Consider the following 26,024-nt stretch of genomic DNA (forward strand, 5'->3'; position numbering starts at 1 on the left):
CTCGCAGCCCCTCTACAGCTTCATGAGATTGGCGTCGTCGACCGAGGCCGAGTGGCGGGAACGGAAGATCGACACGATGATCGCGAGCCCGACCACGACCTCGGCGGCGGCCACGACCATCGTGAAGAAGGCGATGACCTGCCCGTCGAGGTTGCCGTGCAGCCGCGAGAAGGTGACGAACGCCAGGTTGCAGGCGTTCAGCATCAGCTCGACGCACATGAAGACGACGATCGCGTTGCGCCGGATCAGCACACCCGCGGCGCCGATGGTGAACAGCAGCGCCGACAGGTACAGGTAGTTGGCCGGATTCACTTGGCACCCTCCTCGGCCCGGTCGTTGTCGCGCCCGGCGAGGCCGGCCCGCTCGGACCGCTCGGCCGCGGGGCGCTCGCCCTCGCGTCCGAGCCAGCGCTCGGAGCTCTGCTCCAGGTCGGCCAGCCGCCGCATGGCGTCGCCCGACACGTCGCGGATCTGGCCGCGGTCGCGCAGCGTGGAGCTGACCGACAGCTCGGAGATCGTGCCGTCGGGCAGCAGCGCCGGGATGTCCACCGCGTTGTGCCGGGCGTAGGTGCCCGGCGCGGGCAGCGGGGTGACCTGGCGGCCCTCGCGCACCCTGGCCTCGGACAGCTCGCGCTGGGTGCGGCGCTCCTCGGTGCGCTCCCGGTGGGTGAGCACCATCGCGCCGACGGCCGCGGTGATCAGCAGGGCGCCGGTGATCTCGAAGGCCCAGACGTATTTGGTGAACAGCAGGTGCGCCAGGCCCTGGACGTTGCCGCCGTCCACGGTGTTGGCCTGGCCGAGACCGGTGAAGGTGTGCAGCGAGGCGTTGGAGATACCGGCGATCAGCAGGATGCCGAAGCCCAGCCCGCACACCGCGGCCATCACCCGCTGGCCCTTGAGCGTCTCCTTCAGGGAGTCCGCCGCGGTGATGCCGACCAGCATGACCACGAAGAGGAACAGCATCATGATCGCGCCGGTGTAGACGACGATCTGGACGACGCCCAGGAAGTACGCGCCCTGCGCCAGGTAGAAGACCGCCAGGACGATCATCGTGCCGGCCAGCGACAGGGCGCTGTGGATGGACTTCTTCATCAGGACCGTGCCCAGGGCGCCGAGCACGGCGACCGTGCCCAGGATCCAGAACTGCACGGCCTCACCGGTGGAGGTCTGCGAGGCGGCGGCGGCCGCGAGCGGCATCATGCCTCCGCCCCCGTTCCCGCCGGAGTCGTACCGCCGGGGGCGGTGACCCCGGCGTCGGCCGTGTTCCCGTCGGCGTTCCCGGCGGCGTCCGGGGAGACCGTCTCGCCCGCCCCGGCCGGAGGCCGTACGGAATCGGACTGTTCGCCCTTGGAGACGGCGACCTGCCGTTCGGTGCCGGGCGCGGCCTCGGTGACCAGGCCGCGGTAGTAGTCGCCCTCGTCCATGCCGGGGAAGATCGAGTGCGGCGACTCGACCATGCCCTCCTCCAGGCCGGCCAGCAGCTGCTCCTTGGTGAAGATCAGCGACTCGCGGGTCCGGTCGGCGAGTTCGTACTCGTTGGTCATGGTCAGCGCGCGGGTCGGGCACGCCTCGATGCACAGCCCGCACAGGATGCAGCGGGCGTAGTTGATCTGGTAGACGCGGCCGTAGCGCTCACCCGGGGAGTAGCGCTCCTCGTCGGTGTTGTCCGCGCCCTCCACGTAGATCGCGTCCGCCGGGCACGCCCAGGCGCACAGCTCGCAGCCGATGCACTTCTCCAGGCCGTCGGGGTGCCGGTTGAGCTGGTGGCGGCCGTGGAAACGCGGGGCTGTGGGCTTCTTGTACTCGGGGTACTGCTCGGTGAGCCGCTTCTTGAACATGGCCTTGAAGGTCACGCCGAAGCCTGCGACCGGGCCGAGGAACTCAGGCATCGCCGTCCTCCTTCTCCTGCTCCGGGGCGTCCTGGCCGGATGCGCCGACGAGTTGGGGCTGCGCCCGGCTGGGGCGGCGCGGCACCCGCTGGACCTGCTGCCCCGGCAGCGGCGGTACGGGGTAGCCGCCGGCCATCGGGTCGAACTGGTCCGGTGGGGTGAGCGGTTCGCCCTCGCCGGGCGTCTTCTTGTCCTCGCGGTCCCTGAAGAGGTCGGCGAGCAGCGAGATCAGCAGCAGCACCAGCACCGCGCCGGCGATGTACAGCACGATCTTGGTGAAGTCGTAGTTCTCGTTGCGCATCGCGCGGACCGCGGCGACCAGCATCAGCCACACCATCGAGATCGGGATGAGCACCTTCCAGCCGAGCTTCATCAGCTGGTCGTAGCGCACCCGGGGCAGGGTGCCGCGCAGCCAGATGAAGAAGAACAGCAGCAGCTGGACCTTGACGATGAACCAGACCATCGGCCACCAGCCGTGGTTCGCGCCCTCCCAGAAGGTGCTGACCGGCCAGGGGGCCCGCCAGCCGCCGAGGAAGAGGGTGGTGGCGACCGCGGAGACCGTCACCATGTTGACGTACTCGGCGAGCATGAACAGCGCGAACTTGATCGAGCTGTACTCGGTGTTGAAGCCGCCGACCAGGTCGCCCTCGGACTCGGGCATGTCGAAGGGGGCGCGGTTGGTCTCGCCGATCATCGTGCAGATGTAGACCAGGAACGACACCGGCAGCAGGATCACGTACCAGCGGTCGTGCTGGGCGCCGACGATGGTCGAGGTCGACATCGACCCGGAGTAGAGGAAGACCGCCGCGAAGGACAGGCCCATCGCGATCTCGTAGGAGATCATCTGGGCCGACGCGCGCAGGCCGCCGAGCAGCGGGTACGTCGAGCCGGACGACCAGCCGGCCAGCACGATGCCGTAGATGCCGACCGAGGCGGTCGCCAGGATGTAGAGGATGCCGATCGGCAGGTCGGTGAGCTGCAGCGCGGTGCGCTGCCCGAAGATGGACACCTCGTTGTCGGCCGGCCCGAAGGGCACCACCGCGAAGGCCATGAAGGCGGGGATCGCCGCCACCACAGGGGCGAGGACGAACACCACCTTGTCGGCCCGCTTGACGGTGATGTCCTCCTTGAGCATCAGCTTCACACCGTCGGCGAGCGACTGGAGCATGCCCCAGGGGCCGTGCCGGTTGGGGCCGATGCGCAGCTGCATCCACGCGACGACCTTGCGCTCCCACACGATGGAGAACAGCACGGTCAGCATCGCGAAGGCGAAGCAGAAGACGGCCTTGAGGAGGATCAGCCACCAGACGTCGCTGCCGAAGAACGACAGGTTCTCGGTGGTGGCGGCCAGCTGGCTCGCTCCGGCGAGCTGTGCGCTCATGAGGACACCTCCGCGGAGATCGCGACGACCTGCCCGGGGCGGGCGCCCACGTCGGAGGCGACGCCGGAACCCGTCGAGTTGAGCGGGAGCCAGACCACGCGGTCGGGCATCGGGGTGACGGCCAGCGGCAGGGTGGTGGTGCCCGCGGGTCCGGTGACGGTCAGCGGGGCGCCGTCCCGCGCGCCCACCTCGGCCGCGGTGGCCGCGGACAGCCGGGCCACCGCCGCGTGGCGGGTGGCGGCCAGCGCGTCGTCGCCGTCCTGCAGCCGGCCCTGGTCCAGCAGCAGCCGGTGCCCGGCGAGCACCGCCTGGCCCGACTCGGGCCTGGGCAGCGGCACGGAGGACTCCAGCGGCGCGGGCGCGTAGGAACCCGACCACCCCGACAGCAGGTCCAGCTCGGCGCGCGCGGACCGTACGTCCGCCAGGCCCAGCTTCACGTCCAGCGCGTCCGCCAGCATGGTCAGCACCCGGGCGTCGGGCAGCTGGTGCCTGCTGGTGGCCTGGTCCGGCTTGATCGCGGCCTCGAACATCCGCACCCTGCCCTCCCAGTTGAGGAAGGTGCCGGCCTTCTCGGCGACCGCGGCGACCGGCAGCACCACGTCGGCGCGGTCGGTGACCTCGCTGGGCCGCTGCTCCAGGCTGACGACGAAGCCGACCGCGTCCAGTGCCGCGCGGGCGGCGGCCGGGTCGGGCAGGTCGGCGATCTCGACGCCGCCGACGAGCAGCGCGCCCAGCTCGCCGGACGCGGCCGCCTCCAGGATCTCGGCGGTGTCCCGCCCGAAGCGGCCGGGCAGTGTGGGAAGTCCCCACACCCGGGACACCTCGTCGCGGGCCCGCGGGTCGGTGACCGGGCGTCCGCCGGGCAGCAGCCCGGGCAGCGCGCCGGCCTCGACCGCGCCCCGCTCGCCCGCCCGGCGCGGGATCCACGCCAGGGCGGCGCCGGTGGCGGCGGCCAGCCGGATCGCCGCGGTGAGCCCGCCGGGGACGGCGGCGAGCCGCTCGCCGACCAGGATGACGGCGCCTTCGGTACGCAGCGCGGCCGCGGCCTGGCGTCCCGCCTCGTCCAGGCCGACGCTCCCGCCGGCCCCGCCGGCGAGCGCGTCCAGCCACCCCGGCTCGGTGCCGGGCGCGGCGGGCAGCAAGATGCCGCCGGCCTTGTCCAGGCCGCGGGTGGCGTGGGTGGCGAGCGCGTACGCCTGCTGGCGGCGCTTGCGGTGCGCCTTGCGGAGCCGCAGGAAGACCCCGGGGGCCTCCTCCTCGGCTTCGAGCCCGGCGAGCAGCACCGCGGGCGCGGCTTCCAGGGTCGCGTTGGTGATCCCGGTGGCGTCCAGGTCCAGTCCGCGCCCGGCGACCGCGGCGGCCAGGAAGTCGGCCTCCTCGGCGGAGTGCGCGCGGGCCCGGAAGTCCACGTCGTTCGTGCCGAGCACGACCCGGGCGAACTTGGCGTAGGCGTAGGCGTCCTCGACGGTGAGCCGCCCGCCGGGCAGCACCGCGGTCCTGCCGTGCGCCGCGGTCAGTCCGGCAGCGGCGGCGGCGAGCGCCTCGGGCCAGGAGGCCGCGGCCAGTTCACCGTCCGCGCCGCGGACCAGCGGGTGGGTCAGCCGCTCGGGCCGCTGGGCGTAGCGGAAGCCGAAGCGGCCCTTGTCGCACAGCCATTCCTCGTTGACCTCGGGGTCGTTCAGGGCGAGCCGCCGCATGACCTTGCCGCGCCGGTGGTCGGTACGGGTGGCGCAGCCGCCCGCGCAGTGCTCGCACACCGACGGCGACGACACCAGGTCGAAGGGCCGGGAGCGGAAGCGGTACGCGGCCGAGGTCAGCGCGCCGACCGGGCAGATCTGGATGGTGTTGCCGGAGAAGTACGACTCGAAGGGGTCGCCCTCGCCGGTGCCGACCTGCTGGAGCGCGCCGCGTTCCAGCAGCTCGATCATCGGGTCGCCGGCCACCTGGTTGCTGAAGCGGGTGCAGCGCGCGCACAGCACGCACCGCTCGCGGTCCAGCAGCACCTGGGCCGAGATCGGCACGGGCTTGGCGAAGGTGCGCTTCTTGCCCTCGAAGCGCGAGTCGGGGTCGCCGACCTGCATCGCCTGGTTCTGCAGCGGGCACTCGCCGCCCTTGTCGCAGACCGGGCAGTCCAGCGGGTGGTTGATGAGCAGCAGCTCCATCACCCCACGCTGCGCCTTCGCGGCGACCGGCGAGGACAGCTGGGTGCTGATGACCATGCCGTCGGTGCAGGTGATGGTGCAGGAGGCGACCGGCTTGCGCTGGCCCTCGATCTCCACGATGCACTGCCGGCAGGCGCCGACCGGGTCGAGCAGCGGGTGGTCGCAGAACCGCGGGATCTCGATGCCGACCATTTCCGCGGCCCTGATCACCAGGGTGCCCTTGGGCACCGAGACGGCGATGCCGTCCACGGTGACGGAGACCAGGTCCTGCGGCGGCACCGCGGGCTGCCCCGCGCCGGAGGACGCACTGCTTGTGGTGACGGTCACGCGTGGGCCTCCGTACGGTACTTGTCGGCCCAGGCGGTGGAGCGGGCCGGGTCGAAGGGGCAGCCCTTGCCCTCGATGTGCTCCTCGTACTCCTCGCGGAAGTACTTGAGCGAGGAGAAGATCGGCGCGGCCGCGCCGTCACCGAGCGCGCAGAAGGACTTGCCGTTGATGTTGTCGGCGATGTCGTTCAGCTTGTCCAGGTCCGAGATGTGCCCGCCGCCCCCTTCGATGTCCCGGAGCAGCTGGACCAGCCAGTAGGTGCCCTCGCGGCACGGCGTGCACTTGCCGCACGACTCGTGGGCGTAGAACTCGGTCCAGCGGGTGACCGCGCGCACCACGCAGGTGGTCTCGTCGAAGCACTGGAGCGCCTTGGTGCCGAGCATGGAGCCCGCGGCGCCGACGCCCTCGTAGTCCAGCGGCACGTCGAGGTGCTCGTCGGTGAACATCGGGGTGGACGAGCCGCCGGGGGTCCAGAACTTCAGCCGGTGGCCGGGGCGCATCCCGCCGCCCATGTCGAGCAGCTGGCGCAGGGTGATGCCGAGCGGGGCCTCGTACTGCCCGGGGCGGGCGACGTGGCCGGACAGCGAGTAGAGCGTGAAGCCCGGGGACTTCTCGCTGCCCATCGACTTGAACCAGTCCTTGCCGCGCTGGATGATCGCGGGAACCGACGCGATGGACTCGACGTTGTTCACCACAGTGGGGCAGGCGTAGAGCCCCTCGACGGCGGGGAAGGGCGGGCGCAGCCGCGGCTGGCCGCGGCGCCCCTCCAGGGAGTCCAGCAGCGCGGTCTCCTCCCCGCAGATGTAGGCACCGGCGCCGGCGTGCACGGTCAGCTCCAGGTCGAAGCCGCTGCCCTGGATGTCGGAGCCGAGGTAGCCGGCCGCGTAGGCCTCGCGGACGGCCTCGTGCAGCCGGCGCAGCACCGGGACGGTCTCACCGCGGAGGTAGATGAAGGCGTGGTGCGAACGGATCGCGTAGCACGCGATGATCATGCCCTCGATGAGGGAGTGCGGGTTGGCGAAGAGCAGCGGGATGTCCTTGCAGGTCCCGGGCTCGGACTCGTCCGCGTTGACCACCAGGTAGTGCGGCTTGCCGTCGCCCTGGGGGATGAACTGCCACTTCATGCCGGTGGGGAAGCCGGCGCCGCCGCGGCCGCGCAGGCCCGAGTCCTTGACGTAGGCGATCACGTCGTCGGGCGCCATCGCGAAGGCCTTGGCCAGCGCCTGGTAGCCGTCGTGCCTGCGGTAGGTCTCCAGCGTCCATGACCGGGGGTCGTCCCAGAAGGCGGACAGTACGGGCGCGAGCAGCTTCTCGGCCGGTTCGACGGTCATCACTCGCCTTCCTCCTCTGCGGCGTTGTCCGCGACCGGGTCCGCCGGGTGGGCCGGGTCGGACTCGGCCGTCTGCCGGGGCGCGTCGTGCGAGCTGGCGTGCTCGGCGGGCGACGGCGTGCCGTACGTGGCACCGTCGCCGGGGGACTCGGCGCGCTGCCCGACCACCCGGCCCTGCGCCTCGCCGCGGTGCAGCCGCAGGCCGGCCAGCGACGCGGGGCCCGCGCCGCCGCTCGCCTCGACCGCGCCCTCGCGGGTGTCGGGGAAGCCGGCCAGGATGCGGGCGGTCTCCTTGTACGTGCACAGCGGGGCACCCCGGGTGGGGCGCACCTCGCGGCCGGCGATCAGGTCGTCGACCAGGGCCTTGGCCGACTCGGGGGTCTGGTTGTCGAAGAACTCCCAGTTGACCATCACCACCGGGGCGAAGTCGCAGGCCGCGTTGCACTCGATGTGTTCGAGGGTGACCTTGCCGTCGCCGGTCGTCTCGTCGTTGCCGACGCCGAGGTGCTGCTTGAGCTCGTCGAAGATGGCGTCGCCGCCCATCACCGCGCACAGCGTGTTGGTGCAGACCCCGACCTGGTAGTCGCCGCTCGGCTTGCGGCGGTACATGGTGTAGAAGGTCGACACCGCGGTGACCTCGGCCGTGGTCAGGTCGAGCATCTCGGCGCAGAAGCGGATGCCGGTGCGGGTGACGTGGCCCTCCTCGGACTGCACCAGGTGCAGCAGCGGCAGCAGGGCGCTGCGCGATCCGGGGTAGCGGGCGATCACCTCCCTGGCGTCGCTCTCCAGCCGGGCGCGCACGTCGGCCGGGTAGTCGGGGGCGGGCATCTGCGGGATGCCCAGTGACACGTCGGTCATCGGTCGACGCCTCCCATCACGGGGTCGATGGACGCCACCGCGACGATGACGTCGGCGACCTGGCCGCCCTCGCACATCGCCGCCATGGACTGCAGATTGGTGAACGACGGGTCGCGGAAGTGCACCCGGTAGGGCCGGGTCCCGCCGTCGCTGACGGCGTGCACGCCCAGTTCGCCCTTCGCGGACTCCACGGCCGAGTAGGCCTGGCCCGGCGGTACCCGGAAGCCCTCGGTGACCAGCTTGAAGTGGTGGATCAGGGCCTCCATCGAGGTGCCCATGATCTTCTTGATGTGGTCCAGGCTGTTGCCCATGCCGTCCGGGCCCAGCGCGAGCTGCGCGGGCCAGGCGATCTTCTTGTCCTCGACCATGACCGCGCCCGGCGCGAGCCGGTCCAGGCACTGCTCGACGATCCGCAGGCTCTCGTGCATCTCGGCGAGCCGGACCAGGAAGCGCCCGTAGGAGTCGCAGGTGTCGGCGGTCGGGACGTCGAAGTCGTAGGTCTCGTAGCCGCAGTAGGGGTCGGACTTGCGCAGGTCGTGCGGCAGGCCGGCGGCCCGCAGGATCGGACCGGTGGCGCCGAGCGCCATGCAGCCGGTCAGGTCCAGGTAGCCGACGTCCTGCATGCGGCCCTTGAAGATGGGGTTGCCGGTGGCGAGCTTGTCGTATTCCGGCAGGTTCTTGCGGAAGGTCTTCACGAACTCCCGCACCTGGTCGATCGCCCCGGGCGGCAGGTCCTGGGCGAGGCCGCCGACGCGGACGTACGCGTGGTTCATCCGCAGGCCGGTGATCAGCTCCAGGATGTCCAGGATCATCTCGCGGTCCCGGAAGCCGTAGATCATGATCGTGGTGGCGCCCAGCTCCATGCCGCCGGTGGCGATGCACACCAGGTGCGAGGAGATCCGGTTGAGCTCCATCAGCAGCACCCGGATGACGGTCGCCCGGTCCGGCACCTGGTCGGTGATGCCGAGCAGCTTCTCGACGGCCATGCAGTACGCGGTCTCGTTGAACAGCGGTGTCAGGTAGTCCATCCGCGTCACGAAGGTGGAGCCCTGCACCCAGGTGCGGTACTCCATGTTCTTCTCGATACCGGTGTGCAGGTAGCCGATACCCGACCGCGCCTCGGTGACCGTCTCGCCGTCGATCTCCAGGATCAGCCGCAGCACCCCGTGGGTGGACGGGTGCTGGGGACCCATGTTGACGATGATCCGCTCGTCGTCGGACTTGCCGACGGTCTCGGCCAGCTCGTCCCAGTCGCCGCCGGTGACGGTGAAGACCCGGCCCTCGGTGGTCTCGCGCTCCTCCGCGGGCTGCGGGGACGCGTATCCGTTCGTCATGAGTACGACCTCCGCTGGTCGGGAGCCGGGATCTGGGCACCCTTGTACTCGACGGGGATGCCGCCGAGCGGGTAGTCCTTGCGCTGCGGGTGGCCGGGCCAGTCGTCCGGCATCATGATCCGGGTGAGCGCCGGGTGGCCGTCGAAGACGATGCCGAAGAAGTCGTACGTCTCGCGCTCGTGCCAGTCGTTGGTGGGATAGACGCTCACCAGCGACGGGAGGTGCGGGTCGGCGTCGGAGACGCCCACTTCGAGGCGGATCAGCCGGCCGTGGGTGAGCGAGCGCAGGTGGTAGACGGCGTGCAGCTCGCGGCCCTGGTCGCCCGGGTAGTGCACACCACTGACGCCGGTGCACAGCTCGAAGCGCAGCGCCGGGTCGTCGCGCAGCGTGCGGGCGACCCGCACCAGGTGCTCGCGGGCGATGTGGAACGTCAGCTCGCCGCGGTCCACGACGGTCTTCTCGATCGCGTCGGCCGGCGGCAGGCCCTGCTCGTCGAGGGCGCCCTCCAGCTCGTCGGCGATCTCGTCGAAGACCCCGTCCTTGCCGCCGTAGGGCCGTGAACTGGCGCCGGGCAGCCGTACGGTGCGCACCAGGCCGCCGTAACCGGAGGTGTCGCCGCCGTTGTTCGCGCCGAACATGCCCTTGCGGACGCCGATGACCTCGCCGGGTGCCTGGTCGCGGGGCGCCGGGACGTTGCCGTTCGCCGGGCCGGCTCCGCTGCTGGACTCGCTCATCGCAGGAGCCCCTTCATCTCGATCGTGGGGAGCGCCTTGCGGGCCGCTTCCTCCGCCTCGCGGGCGGCCTCCTCGCGGTTCACGCCGAGCTTGCCGCCCTGGATCTTCTCGTGCAGCTTGAGGATCGCGTCGAGCAGCATCTCGGGCCGCGGCGGGCAGCCGGGCAGGTAGATGTCGACCGGCACGATGTGGTCGACGCCCTGCACGATGGCGTAGTTGTTGAACATCCCGCCGCTCGATGCGCAGACGCCCATCGAGATGACCCACTTCGGATTCGGCATCTGGTCGTAGACCTGCCGCAGCACCGGCGCCATCTTCTGGCTCACCCGGCCCGCGACGATCATCAGGTCGGCCTGCCGCGGTGAGCCGCGGAAGACCTCCATGCCGAAGCGGGCCATGTCGTAGCGACCGGCGCCGGTGGTCATCATCTCGATGGCGCAGCAGGCGAGGCCGAAGGTGGCCGGGAAGACCGACGCCTTACGTACCCAGCCCGCCGCGGTCTCCACCGTCGTCAGCAGGAATCCGCTCGGCAGTTTCTCTTCGATACCCATGCGTAGGCTCCCTGGTCCCCTCGGTTCCCTAGTCCCATTCCAGGCCGCCGCGCCGCCATACGTACGCGTAGGCGACGAAGACGGTGAGCACGAAGAGGAGCATCTCCACGAGCCCGAACATCCCCAGGCGGTCGAAGGTGACGGCCCAGGGGTAGAGGAAGACGATCTCGATGTCGAAGACGATGAACAGCATCGCCGTCAGGTAGTACTTGATCGGGAAGCGTCCGCCGCCGACCGGCTGCGGTGTCGGCTCGATGCCGCACTCGTACGCTTCCAACTTGGCCCGGTTGTACCGTTTCGGCCCGATGATCGAGGCCATGAAAACGGAGAAGATCGCGAAGCCGGCCGCGATGCCCCCCAGGACGAAAATGGGCGCGTAGGCGTTCACCGTCCCCCGCTCCTTCCAGTCGGCAGTGACTGACATGTACGGACCGTGACTTGCGGTGCGTACGCCTCACCTTCCGCGACCGGATCGCTCCATGTGAGGCAGTTCACAAGCCCAAGTCGCCTGCATCCTATGCCTCCCGGTCTGTGATCTGCGACACGGGGTGCGGGCCGACCTTTGTGATCTCCACCACCTGGCCAATGATCATGAAGTCGGATGAGCGGTGATCATGGGGTAGATCATCCGCAAACAATCACTTCACGTGACATCCATGTTAATTCTCCCTGGTCAGAGACGTGCGCTCATTATCAAGCGGCGGCGGCGACGGGCAAATTGGCGATGGACGCGGCCTCGTGGTAGCGCCCCGCCGGTTCCCCAACGGCCCCTCGGAGTCGAGGAATCACCCGCGTGAATGCGTGCACGAGCACATACGTGACCGCATATGTGAAAACGCATCAAACCGGCCGATCGACAAGATCACGAACCGGGCATTTGAGCCGTGAACACGTCAACTGTGGCGCATCCCACCTTTGTTGAACGGAACCTTTCATTCCTGATAGCCAGAGACGCATGCCTCACAACAGCCCTCGGACCCCCGAGTCCGCCTCGCATACCCATACCGACCGCCGGCGGCATGCCGCACCGTCCCGTCCCAACTGGACGCGCCGGGCCGGAATCGTCGGCGGTGTCGTCAGCGCAGTCGCACTCGGTGGTGCGGCGGCTCCGGCCATAGCCGACAACCACTCCCCCAAGGCGCGGGACGGCGAGCAGGTCTCCGCCCGCACCCTCAGCACCTCGCTGGCGACCCGTGTCACGGGCGAGCAGGCAGCCGACGCGATCGCGCAGGACGCGATCGAGATGTCGCTGGCCGCCGCACGGCAGCAGGCCGCGGACGAGGCGGCCGGGAAGGCCCAGGCGGCGACTGCCGCCGCGGCCAAGCACCGGGCAGCCGTCGCCGCCAAGGCCGCCAAGGCGCGGGCCACCGCGAGCGCGATAGCCGCCTCGCGCTCCGCGAAGCGCACCGCGCTCACGGTGATCCCGGTGTCGGCCTCCACCACGTCCTCGCCGGCCGCCGCGCCCTCGGGCACGAAGGTCGACAGGCTGATCGCCTTCCTCAAGGCGCAGATCGGCAAGCCGTACGTCTACGGCGCCACCGGCCCCGACTCGTATGACTGCTCGGGCCTGACCCAGGTCGCGTACGCCACGGTCGGCGTCGACCTCCCGCGCACCTCGCAGGAGCAGTCGACCGCGGGCACCCCGGTCGGCCTCGGCAGCCTCCAGGCCGGCGACCTGGTCTTCTGGGGCGGCGAGGGCAGCGCCTACCACGTGGGCGTCTACATCGGCGACGGCCAGTACCTCGACGCGGCGAACCCCTCCTCGCCGGTCGGCATCAAGCCGATGAGCTACTCCGAGCCCGACTGGGCGGTCCGGGTCCTCTGACCCGCCGCCCTCCCGCGTCCCCGCGTCCCCGGTCCGGTCCTGCCGGACCGGGGACGCGCGGCGGGCGCGTTCACACCAGCCAGCGGCCGTCCTTCATCAGCAGCCGGCCCTTCAACTCGGGGACGGTGCCCCAGGCGCGCAACTGGTCGAGGGCGACCCGGTAGAAGTCGTACCGGTCCGGGTCCTTGCGCGGATCCCAGCCGCCCTTCGCCGCGAAGGCGTCGCCGACGCCGTCCGGCAGCGCGTCGGCGGTGAAGGCGGTGGCGGTGCCCTCGATGTGCACGACGTCCCGCGTCGTGCCCAGGCACAGCCGCACCGCGCCGGAGGCGGCCAGGTTCGCGCCCGTCGGATTGGTCGGCCGGGTGGACAGCCACACCGCCCCGCCGTCCCACAGATACGTCAGCGGCATCAGCGTCGGCACACCCGCCGCGTCGGCGGTGGCCGCCCACAGGTCCGGTTCGTTCTCCAGCAACCGCAGGGCGTTGCGCTTGCGCTCCACGCGGCTGCGGGGGCCCGCGGGCTGATCGTTGTCCGTCATGCCGGCGCACGCTAGCCGCGCGCGCAGGGCGCCCGCATCGGCCGCGAGTCGTAGGACCCGGGTCGCGGGCTCGGGTCCTACGCCGGCCGGGGGGCCGCGGGCCACTCGTCCGCCCTCGGCAGCGGCGTACTACCGTGCCGGTATGGCTGCCCGGATCGACCTCACTCTCGACGCCGTCCACGCCCCGACGCTCGCCGCCTTCTGGAAGACGGCGCTGGGTTACGTGGACGAGCCGCCGCCCGCGCCCTTCGCGACGCGGGAGGAGTGGCACGCCTCCTTCGACCTCCCCGAGGACGACCGGGTGGAGGACGGGGCCTGGCTGTGCGACCCGGACGGGGCCGGGCCGCGGCTGGGAATCCTGCGGGTCCCCGAGCCCAAGACCGCCAAGAACCGCCTGCACCTGGACATCCGCGTCCCCGGACACGGCACGGCGGCCGAGCGCTGGCAGCGCATCGAGGCGGAGGCGCACCGCCTGGTCCTGGCCGGCGCCCTGGTCCTCGCACGCTTCGAAGGCCACCACGTGGTGATGGCCGACCCCGAGGGCAACGAATTCTGCGTGGCCGCGGCCCCGGCGGCCTGAGACGGCCCCGGTGCGGAACCGGCCGCCCGCAGGGGTGCGCCGCGCCGGCGCCCGGCATCACCGCCGCATGCCCGTTGAGGCACAACTGGGCTACAGGGCACGGGAATCCCCGGTGGCCGGTAGTCTCCATGCCGCCACAGGGGAACGACGGGGACGAGGCGGTCAGTGATGAGCGGGGCGGAGTCGGGCGAGGTCTTCTCGCCACTCGGGGCGGACGATCCGGCGTCGGTGGGTACGTACCGCCTGGCCGCGAAGCTCGGGGCCGGCGGGATGGGCAAGGTCTACCTCTCCCACACCCCGGCCGGGCGGCCGGTCGCCATCAAGGTGATCCGGCCGGAATTCGCCGAGGACCCGGAATTCCGGCGGCGCTTCAAGCAGGAGGTGCAGGCCGCGCAGCGCGTGCAGGGCCTCTACACCGCGCCGGTCATCGACAGCGACGCGGACGGCGCGCGGCCCTGGCTGGCCACCGCCTTCGTGCCGGGCCCGACGCTGTCCTCGGCCGTCGGCGCCCACGGGCCGCTGCCCGTGCCCACCGTGCTGCTGCTGGTCGCCGGGATCGCCGAGGCCCTGGAGGCCGTGCACGGTGCGGCGCTCGTGCACCGCGACCTCAAGCCGTCGAACGTGCTGCTGGCCTCCGACGGCCCCCGCGTCATCGACTTCGGCATCGCGCGCGCCGCCGACGCCACCGCGCTGACCGGCAGCGGCGTCACCATCGGGACGCCCGCCTTCATGTCGCCCGAGCAGGCCGCGGGCCGGGAGATCACCCCGGCCACCGACGTCTTCGCCCTCGGCCAGGTCGCCGCCTACGCGGCGCTCGGCTCGCCCGCGTACGGCGACGGCCCCTCGCACGCGGTGCTCTACCGCATCGTGCACGAGGAGCCCGATCTCGCCACGCTCCCGGCCGAGTTGCGGCCGCTGGTGAGCCGGTGCCTGGCCAAGGAGCCCGCCGAGCGGCCCACGTTGGCCGAGGTCGTACGGATGTGCCAGGCGGCCTCGCAGCAGACCGAGCTGCGCAGGCCCGAGCAGTGGCTGCCCGGTGCGCTGGCAGCCGAGATCCCGGCCAGGCACGTGGCGCCGGGCTCGCCGCCCGCGACCGCACCCGCCGGCGCCGCCCCGCGGACCCCGCCGCCGCCGGTGACCCGGCCGGACGTCGCGCCGCCGCCCGCCCAGCCGCCGACGCGTCCCGCGCCCCAGGCCCCGGCCCGGCCCCCCGCCGCGGCCGCGCAGCCCGACGCGCCGGCGCACCCGCCGACGCAGCCCGCGGCGCACCCGCAGGTCCAGCCCGTACAGCCGCCGTACCTCCAGCAGCCGCAGGTCCCGCACCCGGCGTACGGATACCCGCAGCAGACGGCCTACCCCGCCGCGCACCCCGCGCCGCAGCCTCCGCCCGGGCCGCAGCCGCGCGCCAGGACCAGGCGCAAGGTCGTGCTGGCCACCGCCGCGGCCCTGATCGTGATCGCCGGCGCGGTCGGCGGCACGCTCGCGCTGACCGGCAAGGACAAGAAGGACGCCAAGGACCAGGCCGGCCCGACGGTCACCACGACGACCACGGCGGCCCCGGTCGACGACCCGTCGCAAGCGCCCTCCGCGACGACGACCGGTGCCCCGGCCTCCTCGGCGCCGCCGCCGTCGCCCGAGTCGCACCCGGGCATCCAACTGGCCGCCGGCTTCCACCTGGTGCTCGCCGATCCGGAACTCAAGCCGACCCAGGGCCTCGACGAGGACATGCACTACTACTGCGAGTCGCAGTACACCGACTGCCACTTCTCCACCGACGCCAACGAGTTCGTGCTGCTGGACCCGGGCGAGGAGGGCTCCCTCGACACCTGCCTGAAGGACACCCGCTACACCCGGCAGATCGAGGTGGCCCGCCTGTCGACCGGTTCGCAGTTCTGCGCCACCACCGACAGCACGGTCGCCCTGATCACCTTCCAGCACGCCTCGAAGAGCACCGAGGCCAGCACGTACGCCGTCATCGACGTCACCGTCTGGCGCAACGCGATCCCGCCGTCGGACGGCGAGTGACCCCCGGGACGGCCGCGCGCGGCGCGCGGCCGTCCGGAAGGCCCACGGCGCGGGTCAGGCACGGGGGGTGATCTTCGTCAGGCCGTTGATGACGCGGTCCATCGCGTCGCCGCCGGTCGGGTCGGTGAGGTTGGCGAGGAGCTTGAGAGCGAAGCGCATCAGCATCGGGTGGGTCAGGCCGCGTTCCGTGCAGAGCTGGAGGACCTTGGGGTTGCCGATCAGCTTCACGAAGGCGCGGCCGAGGGTGTAGTAGCCGCCGTAGGTGTCCTTGAGGACCTTCGGGTAGCGCTGCAGGGCCAGTTCGCGCTGCGCGGGGGTGGCGCGGGCGTGGGCCTGGGTGATGACGTCGGCGGCGAGCTGGCCGGATTCCATCGCATAGGCGATGCCCTCACCGTTGAAGGGGTTGACCAGGCCGCCCGCGTCGCCGACCAGCAACAGGCCGCGGGTGTAGTGCGGCTGGCGGTTGAAGGCCATCGGCAGGGCGGCGCCGCGGATCGGCTGCGTCATGTTCTCCGGGGTGTAGCCCCAGTCCTCGGGCATGCCGGCGACCCACGCCTTGAGCACCTCGCGCCAGTCCAGCTCGCGGAAGGCGGCGGAGGAGTTCAGGATGCCGAGGCCCACGTTGGAGGTGCCGTCGCCGAGGCCGAAGATCCATCCGTAGCCGGGCAGTTGGCGCGGCTGGTCGCCACGCCGGTCCCACAGCTCCAGCCAGGACTCCAGGTAGTCGTCCTCGTGCCGCGGCGAGGTGAAGTACGTCCGCACCGCGACACCCATCGGCCGGTCCTCGCGCCGGTGCAGGCCCATCGCCAGTGACAGCCGGGTGGAGTTGCCGTCGGCGGCGACGACCAGCGGGGCGCTGAAGACCACCGGGGTCTTCTCCTCGCCGAGCTTGGCGTGCACACCGGTGATACGGCCGGTGCGCTCGTCGGTGATCGGGGCGCCGACATTGCACCGCTCGTACAGCCGCGCGCCCGCCTTGACCGCCTGCTGGGCGAGCAGGTCGTCGAAGTCCTCGCGCTTGCGCACCAGTCCGTAGTCCGGGAAGGAGGCCAGTTCCGGCCAGTCCATCTCCAGCCGCAGGCCGCCGCTGATGATGCGCAGCCCCTTGTTGCGGAGCCAGCCCGCCTCCTCGGAGACGTCGATGCCCATCGACACCAGCTGCTTGGTCGCCCGGGGCGTGAGGCCGTCCCCGCACACCTTCTCGCGCGGGAAGGCGGTCTTCTCCAGCAGCAGGACGTCGAGGCCCGCCTTCGCCAGGTAGTACGCGGTGGTCGAACCGGCGGGGCCGGCGCCGACGACGATCACGTCGGCGGTGCGCTCGGACAGGGCGGTGTCGGGCACGGTGGCACTCCCGTTCGGGGCGAGGACGACTTGATGTTCTGCGGCTCTGCGGCACCGGGCCGCGACCCGGGCTGCCCCGAGTCTATGAGCAGCCCCGACCCCGCCGCTCCGGTGGGGCGGCCCGCGCGTCCCTCCCTGACGGGTCGCTACCGGTGGCGGCCGCCCCCTTCGTCGCGACGGGTGCTGTCGTCGCCGCTCAGCCGGGGCGGCTGGACGATGCCGAGGTCGTGGACCTCGGAGGGCTGCGGCGCCTGCTGAGTGTGCGGCGGCTGCGGCGTCGGCGGGGCCTGCGGCTGCGGCTGCGGCTGCGGCTGCGGCGGGGCGTAGGGGAAGGGGGGCGGGGCGTACGGGGAGGAGCCCGCCTGACCGGCCGGAGGCGGGGCCATGCCGAGGGCGCGGCGGACGTACGGCGCGGCCAGGACGCCGCCGAGCGACCACAGCAGGGCGAAGAAGAGTGTCTCCGGCACCACGGAGCCCAGCGAGGTCTGCGCCGAGACGAGGCCGTCCCCTGCGCCGGTCAGCGTGTTGGAGCCGCCGCTCTTGGCGCCGCCGATCACCACCAGCGCGGCGAGCATCGCGGTGAGGACGCCGGCGACCGCGAACTGCTCGCCCCGCCCGCGCGTGCGCCCGGTCGCCAGCAGGCCGACGACCAGCGCGCACAGCGCACCGCCGAGGAGGGCGAGCACGGTCGCCCAGCCGTTCCAGAAGTGGCTGAGCTGGGACAGGCCGAAGTGCCGGTCGAAGTGGTCGCTGCCGCCCGCACCGGTGCGGATCCTGAAGGGTGCGCCCCAGCCGAGCGCGAGCGCCGACAGGCCGAGGTTGGGCAGCACGGCGCCCAGGATGACCAGGTCGTCGCCGGTGACGCCGTTGTCCACGTTCCCCAGCGCGACGACGAGGACGACGGCGCTCGCGAACAGCACGGTGGCCAGCAGCGCGATCCCCGCGGTCCCGACCACCCGCCAGGCGGCGCCGGACCGCCTGCGCAGCGCCGGTCCGTCGAGGACGACCAGCGCGGTCACCAGGCTGAGCAGGAAGGACCACAGCATCACCCGGAAGGGGCCGGTGTGGATCGCCACGCCCTCCAGGCTGCCCTGGGCGACGAAGCTGAGCACGGTCGCCGCCGCCGAGCTGAGCAGCGCGACCCTGACCGCCGCCTCGGGACCCGCGTACCGCCCGCGCATCGACCGCAGCACCAGGACCAGGGTGAGCAGCCACAGCACGGTGAAGGTCAGCGGGACGATCGCCGCCGAGCCCGACATCGAAGCGGAGTCGCACATCGGGCCGAAGTCGCTGGAGCCGTCCGAGCCGGCGAAGTCACCCGAGTCGCCGCTGCCGTAGTCGCCGGAGGAGTCCTCCGAGGAGCCCGCGCAGAGGGAGTCGCTGCCGCCGAGGTCCAGGCCTTTCTGGTGCGTGCTCAGGTGGCCGCCGAGGCCCTGGACGATCAGCGCGAGCGCGATCCGGCTGCGCTTGAACCAGCCGACCGCCGAGCCCCGCAGGGCGTGCTGCGACCAGGCGCCCAGACCGCCGGCCACCACCAGCAGCACGAGCGCGGGCACGACCGCGGCCAGCACCGCGCCGTCCCAGCGGCCCGTGAAAACCCGGTGGGCGAACTGCGCGGCCGGCGACGGCGTCCCGGGAGCCGGCGGAGGCGGAGGCGGAGGATAGGCCGGTCCCGCACCGGGATACGTCGCCGTGGGCATGTACGCCGGCGGCGCGGGCGGCGCGGCATGTACCGGGGCGGGCGGCGCGGACGGGGGCGGACCCGGCAGCTCGCGGCCGCACTTCGGGCAGAAGCGCGCGGAGGTGTCGGAGACCGGGTTCCCGCACGCGGGGCAGAACGACATGGGCCACTCCGGGAGTCGCGGGGATCGGGCCTCCCCGGCACAGACACCGCAGACTAAGGGGCCGTCCCCGCCCGCCGCACCGGAATGCCGCACTCCTCAAGAACGGTTCAACCGCCCGCGGGAGCGGCCTTCTTCGCCCGGTGCAGCGCCACGATGCCGCCGGTCAGGTTCCGCCAGGCCACCGCTGACCAGCCCGCGTACTGCATCCGGCCGGCCAGCTCCTTCTGGTCGGGCCAGGCGCGGATGGACTCGGCGAGATAGACGTACGCGTCCGGGTTGCTGCTCACCGACTTGGCCACCGGAGGCAGGGCCCGCATCAGGTACTCGGTGTAGACGGTGCGGAAGGGCCCGAAGGTGGGGTGGCTGAACTCGCAGATCACCAGCCGCCCGCCGGGCCTGACGACCCGCAGCATCTCTCGCAGCGCCGCGTCGGTGTCGTGCACATTGCGCAGCGCGAAGGAGATGGTCGCGGCGTCGAAGACGCCGTCGGCGAACGGCAGCCGGGTCGCGTCCCCCGCGGTCAGCGGCAGTTCGGGGTGCCGCTTCTTGCCCTCGCGGAGCATGCCCAGGGAGAAGTCGCACGGCACCACGGTGGCGCCCGCCGCTGCCAGCGGCAGCGAGGACGTGGCGGTCCCCGCGCCCAGGTCGAGCACCCGCTCCCCCGGCGCCACGTCCAGCGCCTGGGCGACGGCCCGCCGCCACAACCGGGTCTGCCCGAGCGACATCAGGTCGTTGGTCAGGTCGTACTTGGCGGCGACGTCGTCGAACATCGCGGCCACTGCCTGCGGCTGCTTCTCCAGGGATGCACGGGTCACCCTCCCACCTTATGCGCCCCCGCCGGCGCCCCCTCCTCGGGGGACGCGCACGGGGGCCGCCGGCGTACGGCTAACGCTCAGCCAGGAGCCGGAGTTCGGGGTGGGCGGTGCCGCCCGGGATGGCGGTGGAGGAGAGGTGGGAGACCACGTGGTCGTCCACCGGGTCGTTCGCCGGGTCGTCGTGGACGACGAGGTGCTCGTAGGTCGTCGCGCGCTGCGCGGGCACGCGCCCGGCCGCCCGGATGAGGTGGATGAGCTCCATCCGGTTGGAGCGGTGCTTCGCCCCGGCCGAGGAGACGACGTTCTCCTCCAGCATGACCGACCCGAGGTCGTCCGCCCCGTAGTGCAGCGACAGCTGCCCCACCTCCTTGCCGGTGGTGAGCCAGGAGCCCTGGATGTGGGCGACGTTGTCGAGGAAGAGACGGGCGATGGCGATCATCCGCAGGTACTCGAAGAGGGTGGCCTGCGTCTGGCCCTTGAGGTGGTTGTTCTCCGGCTGGTAGGTGTACGGGATGAACGCGCGGAAGCCGCCCGTGCGGTCCTGGACGTCGCGGATCATCCGCAGGTGCTCGATGCGCTCCGCGTTCGTCTCGCCGGTGCCCATCAGCATCGTGGAGGTGGACTCCACGCCGAGGCCGTGCGCGGTCTCCATGATCTCCAGCCACCGCTCGCCGGACTCCTTGAGCGGGGCGATGGCCTTGCGGGGCCGCGCGGGGAGCAGTTCGGCGCCGGCGCCGGCGAAGGAGTCCAGGCCCGCGGCGTGGATACGGCGGATGGCCTCCTCCGCGCTGACCCCGGAGATCCGCGACATGTGCTCGATCTCGGACGCGCCGAGCGAGTGGATCACCAGCTGCGGGAATTCCCGCTTGATCGCGGCGAAGTGCTCCTCGTAGTACTCGACGCCGTAGTCGGGGTGGTGGCCGCCCTGGAACATGATCTGGGTGCCGCCCAGTTCGACGGTCTCCGCGCACCGGCGCAGGATGTCGTCCAGGCCGCGGCTCCAGCCCTTCTCCGTGTCCTTGGGCGCGGCGTAGAAGGCGCAGAACTTGCACGCCGTGACGCACACGTTCGTGTAGTTGATGTTCCGCTCGATGATGTACGTCGCGATGTGCTCGGTCCCGGCGTACCGGCGGCGGCGCACGGCGTCGGCCGCGGCCCCCAGCGCGTGCAGGGGGGCGTCGCGGTAGAGGACGAGGGCCTCTTCCGGGGTGATACGGCCGCCGTCGGCGGCGCGTTCGAGGACGGCTGCGATGTCGCTCACCAGGGAGGTCCCTTCCGGAAGGAGCAAGACGAGGGGCGTACGGCTGACCCGGTCAGCCTACGCCGACCGGCGGATCAGGCCGGGGGCAGCAGGCTCACCCGGGTCTCGCGCGGGAAGCCGACCCGGCGGGCGAACTCGCCGATGCCGGCCAGCTGCTCGGCGCCCAGGGAGAAGTCGAGGGTGGTGAAGTAGCGGCGCAGCAGGTCGGCGTCGAAGGCCTCCCAGTGCGCGGCCTGCTCGGCGATCTTCTCGACCTCGTCGAGCGACAGGTCGCGGGAGGCCAGGAAGGCGCGGTGCACGTCGTGGACCGCCTCGGGGCGCGCGGCCAGGTAGTCGCGGCGGACCGCCCAGATCGCGAAGACGAAGGGCAGCCCGGTCCAGTCCTTCCACATCTGCCCGAGGTCGTGGACCTCCAGACCGAGCCGGGGCGCGTCGTGCAGCGAGGCGCGCAGGGCGGCGTCGCCGATGAGGACGGCGGCCTGCGCCTCCTGCATCATCAGCGCGAGGTCGGGCGGGCAGCGGTAGTAGTCGGGGGCCACACCGTAACGCTCCGTGAGCAGCAGCTCGGCGAGCCGCACCGACGTGCGGCTGGTGGAGCCCAGGGCGACCCGCTCGCCGTCGAGCCGGTCCAGCGGCAGCTGGCTGACGATGACACAGGACATGACCGGGCCGTCGCAGCCCACCGCGATGTCGGGCAGCGCGACCAGCTCGTCGGCGTGCCGCAGGTACTCCATGAGGGTGACGGGGCCGATGTCCAGGTCACCGTCTATGAGCTGCTTGCTCAGCTTCTCCGGGGTGTCCTTGGTGAGCTGCATGTCGAGCAGCGTGCCGGTCCTGGCCAGGCCCCAGTAGAGCGGGACGCAGTTGAGGAACTGGATGTGGCCGACCCGGGGCCGGGTCGGACCGCTGCCGTCGGTACGCGCTGAAGTGTCCACCTGCTGGACGCTACTCCTGGTGCCCGCCGGACCCGCGCACGGCCCCCCGTGCGGCTCGCGCGCCGCCCTCGCGCGGTCCGCCGGGCGGTCCTCACGCGGTCTGCCGGACGGCCCTCGGGCGGTCCTGGCACGGTCCTGGCGTGGTCCGTAAAAACGGATCTTGAGACCCTTCCCCGGCCCAGACCCACCGTGCTACTCTCCTCGCAAGTTGCAGTTTGGTTTCCCTTGCAGTACAGAGCCTGCGGAGCATGTAACCCGCAGGCTTTTGTAGTTTTCAGACTTCGCAGTTGCAGGTTCTGGAGCAGGGCAACCCTTTGGGCCCAAGGAGGGCTTTATGGCTACCGGAACCGTGAAGTGGTTCAACGCTGAAAAGGGCTTCGGCTTCATCGCCCAGGACGGCGGCGGCCCGGATGTCTTCGTCCACTACTCCGCGATCAACGCCTCCGGCTTCCGCTCCCTCGAGGAGAACCAGCCGGTGACCTTCGACGTCACGCAGGGCCCGAAGGGTCCGCAGGCGGAGAACGTCACCCCGAACTAGTCCTTCACTAGTCCGGCCAGACGGCGCATCGCGCCCAGAACCTGCAGTACCAAGGGGCCGCCTCACTTCGGTGAAGCGGCCCCTGCCTCTTACCCCCGGCGGCCCTCGCGGCGGTAGAGCTCCTCGATGTCGGCCGCGAAGTCCGCGGCCACCGCGGCCCGCCTGATCTTCATCGACGGGGTCAGATGCCCGCCGTCCTCGGTGAAGTCCGCGGCCAGGACGCGGAAGCGGCGTATCGACTCGGCCTGCGACACCGTGCTGTTGGCGTCGTCCACTGCCTTCTGCAGCTCCGCGAGGAGCTCCGCGTCCTCGACCAGCTCCCCGAGCGGCACCGCCTCCTTGTGGCGCATCCGGCGCCAGTGCGCGAGGCCGTCCGGCTCCAGGGTGAGCAGCGCCGTCACATACGGGCGGTTGTCGCCGACGACCATGCACTGGCCGACCAGCGGGTGGGCCCGCAGCCGGTCCTCCAGCGGGGCCGGGGCGACGTTCTTGCCGCCCGCGGTGATGATGATCTCCTTCTTGCGGCCGGTGATCGTCAGATAGCCGTCCGCGTCCAGCTCGCCGACGTCCCCGGTCGGGAACCAGCCCTCCACGGCCGGGAAGGGCCCCTCGTCGTTCCAGTACCCGGCGAAGACCTGCCCGCCGCGCAGCAGCACCTCGCCGTCCGGCGCGATACGCACCGCCGTGCCGGGCAGCGGCCAGCCGACCGTGCCGAGCCGCGGGCTCAGCGGCGGCGTCACCGTGGCGGCGGCGGTCGTCTCCGTCAGGCCGTAGCCCTCGAAGACCAGCACCCCGGCCCCGGCGTAGAAGGCCGCGAGCCGCGAGCCCAGCGGCGAGCCGCCGCAGATCGCGTACCGCACCCTGCCGCCCAGCGCGGCCCTGATCCTGCGGTAGACCAGCGGGTCGTACAGCGCCCGCGCCAGCCGCAGCCCGAGCCCCGGCCCCGGTCCGGTGCCGGTCTGCCGGGCGACCGCCGCGGTGCCGTACGCCTGCGCGATACGGGCCGCCCGGTCGAAGGACGAGGCCCGGCCGATCCTCTCGGCGGTGGCCCGGCCGGTGTTGTAGACCTTCTCCAGGACGTACGGGATCGCCAGCAGGAAGGTCGGCCGGAAGCCGGCGAGGTCGGCCAGCAGGTCGTCGGTGGCGATGCTGGGCGCGTGCCCGAGCCGTACGCGGGCCCGCAGGCAACCGACCGCGACCATCCGCCCGAAGACGTGCGACAGCGGCAGGAAGAGCAGCGTCGAGGCGGGTTCGGTGCTCACCGACCTGAAGACCGGGTGCAGCAGCTCGGTGGCGTTGTCGACCTCGGCGAAGAAGTTGCCGTGCGTGAGGATGCAGCCCTTCGGGCGGCCCGTGGTGCCCGAGGTGTAGATCAGCGTCGCCACGGTGTCCGGGCCCATCGCCTGCCGGCGGGAGGTGACCAGCGCGCCGGGCAGCGTACGGCCGTCCGCGGCCAGCTGGCCGACGGCGCCGGTGTCGATCTGCCACAGCTCCTTGAGCGCGGGCAGGTCCGCGCGGGCCGCGCTGATCATCCTGGCCTGGCCGACGTTCTCCACGACGCAGGCGGCGGCGCCGGAGTCCCGCAGGATCCACTCCGCCTGCGAGGCGGACGACGTCGGGTAGATCGGCACGGTGACCAGGCCCGCGGCCCAGCCGGCGAAGTCCAGCAGCGTCCATTCGTACGACGTCCGCGCCATCACCGCGAGCCGGTCGCCCTGGCGCAGCCCGGCCGCGATCAGCCCCTTGGCGGTCCTGACGACCTCCTCGCGGAAGGCGGCCGCGGTGACGTCCCGCCAGACGCCGTCCGGCCCCTTGCGGCTCATCACCACGTCGTCCGGCGCGTCGTCCGCGTTCGCGAACGGTATGTCCCCCAGGCTCCCCCGCCGCGGCGGCTCGACCAACGGCGGCACAGCCGCCTGCACCACCCGCCCGCCCTCAGCGGTGACCTGCGGCTTCCCCACGGCGCCCGCGACGGGCGGCGGCTGGCGTCTTGCCATACGGCGGCTCCAACGATCTCTCGACAGTACGTACGTCCTGCGGCCGGGCTTCACTGAGGGCGCCTCTCCCCGGGGGCGCGGGGCTGCACGACCGGCCCACCACCGGCCGGTGGTCCGGCATGAACCGAACAGCCCCCTTCGGCCGGTGGCGACCCGCGCGCGGGCGACGGCTGGTCGCGCAGTTCCCCGCGCCCCTTCGGGGCCACCCTCCGCGGCAGGCGGCAACAGCCCCCTCCGGCCGGTGGCCGACCACGCGCACGGCGGTGCGCCCCGGGGGCGCGGGGAACTGCGCGCGCAACCCACCACCGGCCGGCGGTCCGGACACGACAACAACAGCCCCTCTCGGCCGGTGACGACCCGCGCGCGGGCGACGGCTGGCCGCGCAGTTCCCCGCGCCCCTGGCGGGTGCGGCATCGTGGGGATCAGGGGTGGGTGAGGATGGCGGTGACGCCCTGGCCGCCGGCCGCGCAGACGGAGATGAGGCCGCGCCCGGGGCGCCCCCGGGAAGCCAGGAGTTGGGCCAGGGTGGCCACGATCCTCGCTCCGGTGGCCGCGAAGGGATGCCCCGTGGCGAGCGAGGAGCCGGCCACGTTGAGCCGACCGCGGTCGATCGTGCCGAGGGGCGCGTCGAGCCCCAGGCGGTCCGCGCAGTAGGCCTTGTCCTCCCACGCGGCCAGCGTGGCGAGCACCTGCGAGGCGAAGGCCTCGTGGATCTCGTAGAAGTCGAAGTCGCCGAGCCCGAGCCCGGCCCGGGCGAGCATGCGGGGCACCGCGTAGGCGGGCGCCATGAGCAGCCCCTCCTCGCCGGACACGTAGTCCACCGCCGCGGTCTCGTACGCGGTGAGGTAGGCGAGCGGTTCGAGGCCGCGCGCGGCGGCCCACTCCTCGGACCCGAGCAGGACGACGGCGGCGCCGTCCGAGAGCGGCGTGGAATTGCCCGCCGTCATCGTGCCGTCGGGGCCGCCGTAGACGGGGCGGAGCCGGGCGAGTGCGTCGGCGGTCGAGTCGGGCCGCAGGTTCTGGTCGCGGGTGAGCCCGCGGTAGGGCGTGACGAGCGGGTCGAAGAAGCCCTCCTCGTAGGCGGCGGCGAGCCGCTGGTGGCTGGCGGCGGCCAGTTCGTCCTGCTCGCGCCGGCCGATCCGCCAGCGCTCGGCGGTGAGCGCCGCGTGCTCGCCCATCGAGAGCCCGGTGCGCGGCTCGGCATTGCGCGGGATCTCGGGAACGAGGTGCCGCGGCCTTACCGCGGCCAGCGCCTTGGCGCGGCCGCCCGGCGTGCGGGCCCGCCGGGCGGCGAGCAGCGTCCGGCGCAGCTCGTCGTTGACGCCGAGCGGCACGTCGCTGGTGGTGTCGGCGCCGCCCGCGATGCCGGAGTCGATGACGCCGAGCGCGATCTTCGCGGCGACCGCGAAGACGGCCTGCAGCCCGGTGCCGCACGCCTGCTGGAGGTCGTACGCGGGCGTGGCCGGGTCGAGGACGGAACCGAGCACGCTCTCGCGGGCGAGGTTGAAGTCCCGGCTGTGCTTGAGCACCGCGCCGGCGGCGACTTCGCCGACGCGCTCACCGGCGAGCCCGGTGCGCGCGGCCAGGCCGTCGAGCGCGGCGGTGAGCATGTCCTGGTTGGACGCGGTGGCGTAGGGGCCGTCGGCGCGCGCGAAGGGGATGCGGTTGCCGGCGATGACGGCGACCCGGCGGACGGTCTGCATGCGGTCTCCCGAACTTCCGATCTGCGTGACTCACCAGTAGCCTTACCGCCGGTAAAC

Annotated in this window: 23 protein-coding genes; 4 read left to right on the top strand and 19 right to left on the bottom strand. The window is 72.2% G+C overall.

Annotation, left to right across the window (positions count from 1 at the left end; genetic code table 11):
- Positions 1-12: 12 nt before the first annotated feature.
- Genes nuoK through BUE44_RS28715 form a run of 11 tightly spaced genes read right to left on the bottom strand, consistent with a single transcriptional unit; the run spans position 13 to position 10,953 of the window.
- Entirely contained in the window at positions 13-312 is a 300-nt protein-coding gene (nuoK, locus tag BUE44_RS28665; protein WP_033177728.1) for an NADH-quinone oxidoreductase subunit NuoK, read from the bottom strand.
- Positions 309-1,199: an NADH-quinone oxidoreductase subunit J gene (locus tag BUE44_RS28670; RefSeq protein ID WP_407640069.1), complete on the bottom strand. Its 891-nt coding sequence runs from the start codon at positions 1,197-1,199 to the stop codon at positions 309-311. The genes nuoK and BUE44_RS28670 overlap by 4 nt, the downstream gene beginning before the upstream one ends.
- Positions 1,196-1,888, bottom strand: coding sequence for an NADH-quinone oxidoreductase subunit NuoI (gene nuoI / locus BUE44_RS28675; RefSeq protein WP_073501926.1), 693 nt, complete (start codon positions 1,886-1,888; stop codon positions 1,196-1,198). The genes BUE44_RS28670 and nuoI overlap by 4 nt, the downstream gene beginning before the upstream one ends.
- Positions 1,881-3,269 (bottom strand): NADH-quinone oxidoreductase subunit NuoH, encoded by a 1,389-nt coding sequence (nuoH, locus tag BUE44_RS28680; RefSeq protein ID WP_073501927.1) that lies wholly within the window; start codon positions 3,267-3,269, stop codon positions 1,881-1,883. Before nuoH ends, nuoI begins: the two co-directional genes overlap by 8 nt.
- On the bottom strand, positions 3,266-5,758 hold the full coding sequence (locus BUE44_RS28685; RefSeq protein WP_073501928.1) for an NADH-quinone oxidoreductase subunit G: 2,493 nt from the start codon (positions 5,756-5,758) through the stop codon (positions 3,266-3,268). Before BUE44_RS28685 ends, nuoH begins: the two co-directional genes overlap by 4 nt.
- Positions 5,755-7,089, bottom strand: coding sequence for an NADH-quinone oxidoreductase subunit NuoF (gene nuoF / locus BUE44_RS28690; protein ID WP_073501929.1), 1,335 nt, complete (start codon positions 7,087-7,089; stop codon positions 5,755-5,757). Before nuoF ends, BUE44_RS28685 begins: the two co-directional genes overlap by 4 nt.
- The gene (gene nuoE / locus BUE44_RS28695) at positions 7,089-7,946 is read right to left on the bottom strand and encodes an NADH-quinone oxidoreductase subunit NuoE (protein ID WP_073501930.1); all 858 of its coding nucleotides are present in this window, start codon (positions 7,944-7,946) and stop codon (positions 7,089-7,091) included. Before nuoE ends, nuoF begins: the two co-directional genes overlap by 1 nt.
- Complete coding sequence (locus BUE44_RS28700) at positions 7,943-9,280, bottom strand: NADH-quinone oxidoreductase subunit D (protein WP_073501931.1); 1,338 nt, start codon at positions 9,278-9,280, stop codon at positions 7,943-7,945. Before BUE44_RS28700 ends, nuoE begins: the two co-directional genes overlap by 4 nt.
- Positions 9,277-10,014 carry an NADH-quinone oxidoreductase subunit C gene (locus BUE44_RS28705; protein ID WP_073501932.1) on the bottom strand — a complete coding sequence of 246 codons (738 nt, stop codon included), beginning with the start codon at positions 10,012-10,014 and terminating at the stop codon, positions 9,277-9,279. Before BUE44_RS28705 ends, BUE44_RS28700 begins: the two co-directional genes overlap by 4 nt.
- Positions 10,011-10,565, bottom strand: a complete 555-nt coding sequence (locus BUE44_RS28710) for a NuoB/complex I 20 kDa subunit family protein (RefSeq protein ID WP_033177720.1) — start codon at positions 10,563-10,565, stop codon at positions 10,011-10,013. The genes BUE44_RS28705 and BUE44_RS28710 overlap by 4 nt, the downstream gene beginning before the upstream one ends.
- A 28-nt stretch (positions 10,566-10,593) precedes the next feature.
- Positions 10,594-10,953 carry an NADH-quinone oxidoreductase subunit A gene (locus BUE44_RS28715; RefSeq protein ID WP_073501933.1) on the bottom strand — a complete coding sequence of 120 codons (360 nt, stop codon included), beginning with the start codon at positions 10,951-10,953 and terminating at the stop codon, positions 10,594-10,596.
- 567 nt (positions 10,954-11,520) lie between these two features.
- On the opposite strand from BUE44_RS28715, the gene BUE44_RS28720 reads away from it, so the two are divergent.
- Entirely contained in the window at positions 11,521-12,390 is an 870-nt protein-coding gene (locus tag BUE44_RS28720) for a C40 family peptidase (RefSeq protein WP_079190168.1), read from the top strand.
- 70 nt (positions 12,391-12,460) lie between these two features.
- Here the strand turns inward: BUE44_RS28720 and BUE44_RS28725 are convergent, their stop codons facing one another.
- Entirely contained in the window at positions 12,461-12,928 is a 468-nt protein-coding gene (locus BUE44_RS28725; protein ID WP_073501934.1) for a pyridoxamine 5'-phosphate oxidase family protein, read from the bottom strand.
- 142 nt (positions 12,929-13,070) lie between these two features.
- On the opposite strand from BUE44_RS28725, the gene BUE44_RS28730 reads away from it, so the two are divergent.
- Entirely contained in the window at positions 13,071-13,508 is a 438-nt protein-coding gene (locus BUE44_RS28730) for a VOC family protein (RefSeq protein WP_073501935.1), read from the top strand.
- A gap of 168 nt (positions 13,509-13,676) precedes the next feature.
- Positions 13,677-15,533, top strand: a complete 1,857-nt coding sequence (locus BUE44_RS28735; protein WP_073501936.1) for a serine/threonine-protein kinase — start codon at positions 13,677-13,679, stop codon at positions 15,531-15,533.
- Positions 15,534-15,587: 54 nt separating this feature from the next.
- On the opposite strand, the gene BUE44_RS28740 is transcribed toward BUE44_RS28735, so the two are convergent.
- The 5 genes from BUE44_RS28740 to BUE44_RS28760 all read right to left on the bottom strand — a co-directional run bounded on the left by BUE44_RS28740 (position 15,588) and on the right by BUE44_RS28760 (position 21,729).
- Positions 15,588-16,874 carry a geranylgeranyl reductase family protein gene (locus BUE44_RS28740; protein WP_073501937.1) on the bottom strand — a complete coding sequence of 429 codons (1,287 nt, stop codon included), beginning with the start codon at positions 16,872-16,874 and terminating at the stop codon, positions 15,588-15,590.
- 146 nt (positions 16,875-17,020) lie between these two features.
- Positions 17,021-18,718 carry a zinc ribbon domain-containing protein gene (locus BUE44_RS28745; RefSeq protein WP_073501938.1) on the bottom strand — a complete coding sequence of 566 codons (1,698 nt, stop codon included), beginning with the start codon at positions 18,716-18,718 and terminating at the stop codon, positions 17,021-17,023.
- A gap of 107 nt (positions 18,719-18,825) precedes the next feature.
- Positions 18,826-19,533, bottom strand: a complete 708-nt coding sequence (locus BUE44_RS28750) for a demethylmenaquinone methyltransferase (RefSeq protein ID WP_073501939.1) — start codon at positions 19,531-19,533, stop codon at positions 18,826-18,828.
- Positions 19,534-19,603: 70 nt separating this feature from the next.
- Complete coding sequence (gene mqnC / locus BUE44_RS28755; RefSeq protein WP_073501999.1) at positions 19,604-20,797, bottom strand: cyclic dehypoxanthinyl futalosine synthase; 1,194 nt, start codon at positions 20,795-20,797, stop codon at positions 19,604-19,606.
- Between the two features lie 71 nt (positions 20,798-20,868).
- Positions 20,869-21,729 (bottom strand): menaquinone biosynthetic enzyme MqnA/MqnD family protein, encoded by an 861-nt coding sequence (locus BUE44_RS28760; protein WP_073501940.1) that lies wholly within the window; start codon positions 21,727-21,729, stop codon positions 20,869-20,871.
- A gap of 334 nt (positions 21,730-22,063) precedes the next feature.
- Here BUE44_RS28760 and BUE44_RS28765 point away from each other — a divergent pair, with 334 nt between their 5' ends.
- On the top strand, positions 22,064-22,267 hold the full coding sequence (locus BUE44_RS28765) for a cold-shock protein (protein ID WP_033177709.1): 204 nt from the start codon (positions 22,064-22,066) through the stop codon (positions 22,265-22,267).
- A gap of 89 nt (positions 22,268-22,356) precedes the next feature.
- Here BUE44_RS28765 and BUE44_RS28770 read toward each other — a convergent pair whose 3' ends face one another.
- Both BUE44_RS28770 and BUE44_RS28775 read right to left on the bottom strand, forming a co-directional pair.
- Positions 22,357-24,264 carry an AMP-dependent synthetase/ligase gene (locus BUE44_RS28770; protein ID WP_073501941.1) on the bottom strand — a complete coding sequence of 636 codons (1,908 nt, stop codon included), beginning with the start codon at positions 24,262-24,264 and terminating at the stop codon, positions 22,357-22,359.
- Positions 24,265-24,686: 422 nt separating this feature from the next.
- Positions 24,687-25,967: an acetyl-CoA C-acetyltransferase gene (locus BUE44_RS28775; RefSeq protein WP_073501942.1), complete on the bottom strand. Its 1,281-nt coding sequence runs from the start codon at positions 25,965-25,967 to the stop codon at positions 24,687-24,689.
- Between the last annotated feature and the right edge of the window lie 57 nt (positions 25,968-26,024).

It is taken from the genome of Actinacidiphila paucisporea (genome assembly GCF_900142575.1).
GTDB classification, from domain to species: Bacteria; Actinomycetota; Actinomycetes; order Streptomycetales; family Streptomycetaceae; genus Actinacidiphila; species Actinacidiphila paucisporea.

Excerpts from the sequence above, each read along its gene's own strand:
- BUE44_RS28670 (WP_407640069.1), bottom strand. The coding sequence starts at position 1,199 with ATGATGCCGCTCGCGGCCGCCGCCGCCTCGCAGACCTCCACCGGTGAG.
- nuoI (WP_073501926.1), bottom strand. The coding sequence starts at position 1,888 with ATGCCTGAGTTCCTCGGCCCGGTCGCAGGCTTCGGCGTGACCTTCAAG.
- nuoH (WP_073501927.1), bottom strand. The coding sequence starts at position 3,269 with ATGAGCGCACAGCTCGCCGGAGCGAGCCAGCTGGCCGCCACCACCGAG.
- nuoF (WP_073501929.1), bottom strand. The coding sequence starts at position 7,089 with ATGACCGTCGAACCGGCCGAGAAGCTGCTCGCGCCCGTACTGTCCGCC.
- nuoE (WP_073501930.1), bottom strand. The coding sequence starts at position 7,946 with ATGACCGACGTGTCACTGGGCATCCCGCAGATGCCCGCCCCCGACTAC.
- BUE44_RS28700 (WP_073501931.1), bottom strand. The coding sequence starts at position 9,280 with ATGACGAACGGATACGCGTCCCCGCAGCCCGCGGAGGAGCGCGAGACC.
- BUE44_RS28705 (WP_073501932.1), bottom strand. The coding sequence starts at position 10,014 with ATGAGCGAGTCCAGCAGCGGAGCCGGCCCGGCGAACGGCAACGTCCCG.
- BUE44_RS28710 (WP_033177720.1), bottom strand. The coding sequence starts at position 10,565 with ATGGGTATCGAAGAGAAACTGCCGAGCGGATTCCTGCTGACGACGGTG.
- BUE44_RS28720 (WP_079190168.1), top strand. The coding sequence starts at position 11,521 with ATGCCTCACAACAGCCCTCGGACCCCCGAGTCCGCCTCGCATACCCAT.
- BUE44_RS28725 (WP_073501934.1), bottom strand. The coding sequence starts at position 12,928 with ATGACGGACAACGATCAGCCCGCGGGCCCCCGCAGCCGCGTGGAGCGC.
- BUE44_RS28730 (WP_073501935.1), top strand. The coding sequence starts at position 13,071 with ATGGCTGCCCGGATCGACCTCACTCTCGACGCCGTCCACGCCCCGACG.
- BUE44_RS28735 (WP_073501936.1), top strand. The coding sequence starts at position 13,677 with ATGAGCGGGGCGGAGTCGGGCGAGGTCTTCTCGCCACTCGGGGCGGAC.
- BUE44_RS28745 (WP_073501938.1), bottom strand. The coding sequence starts at position 18,718 with ATGTCGTTCTGCCCCGCGTGCGGGAACCCGGTCTCCGACACCTCCGCG.
- BUE44_RS28765 (WP_033177709.1), top strand. The coding sequence starts at position 22,064 with ATGGCTACCGGAACCGTGAAGTGGTTCAACGCTGAAAAGGGCTTCGGC.
- BUE44_RS28770 (WP_073501941.1), bottom strand. The coding sequence starts at position 24,264 with ATGGCAAGACGCCAGCCGCCGCCCGTCGCGGGCGCCGTGGGGAAGCCG.
- BUE44_RS28775 (WP_073501942.1), bottom strand. The coding sequence starts at position 25,967 with ATGCAGACCGTCCGCCGGGTCGCCGTCATCGCCGGCAACCGCATCCCC.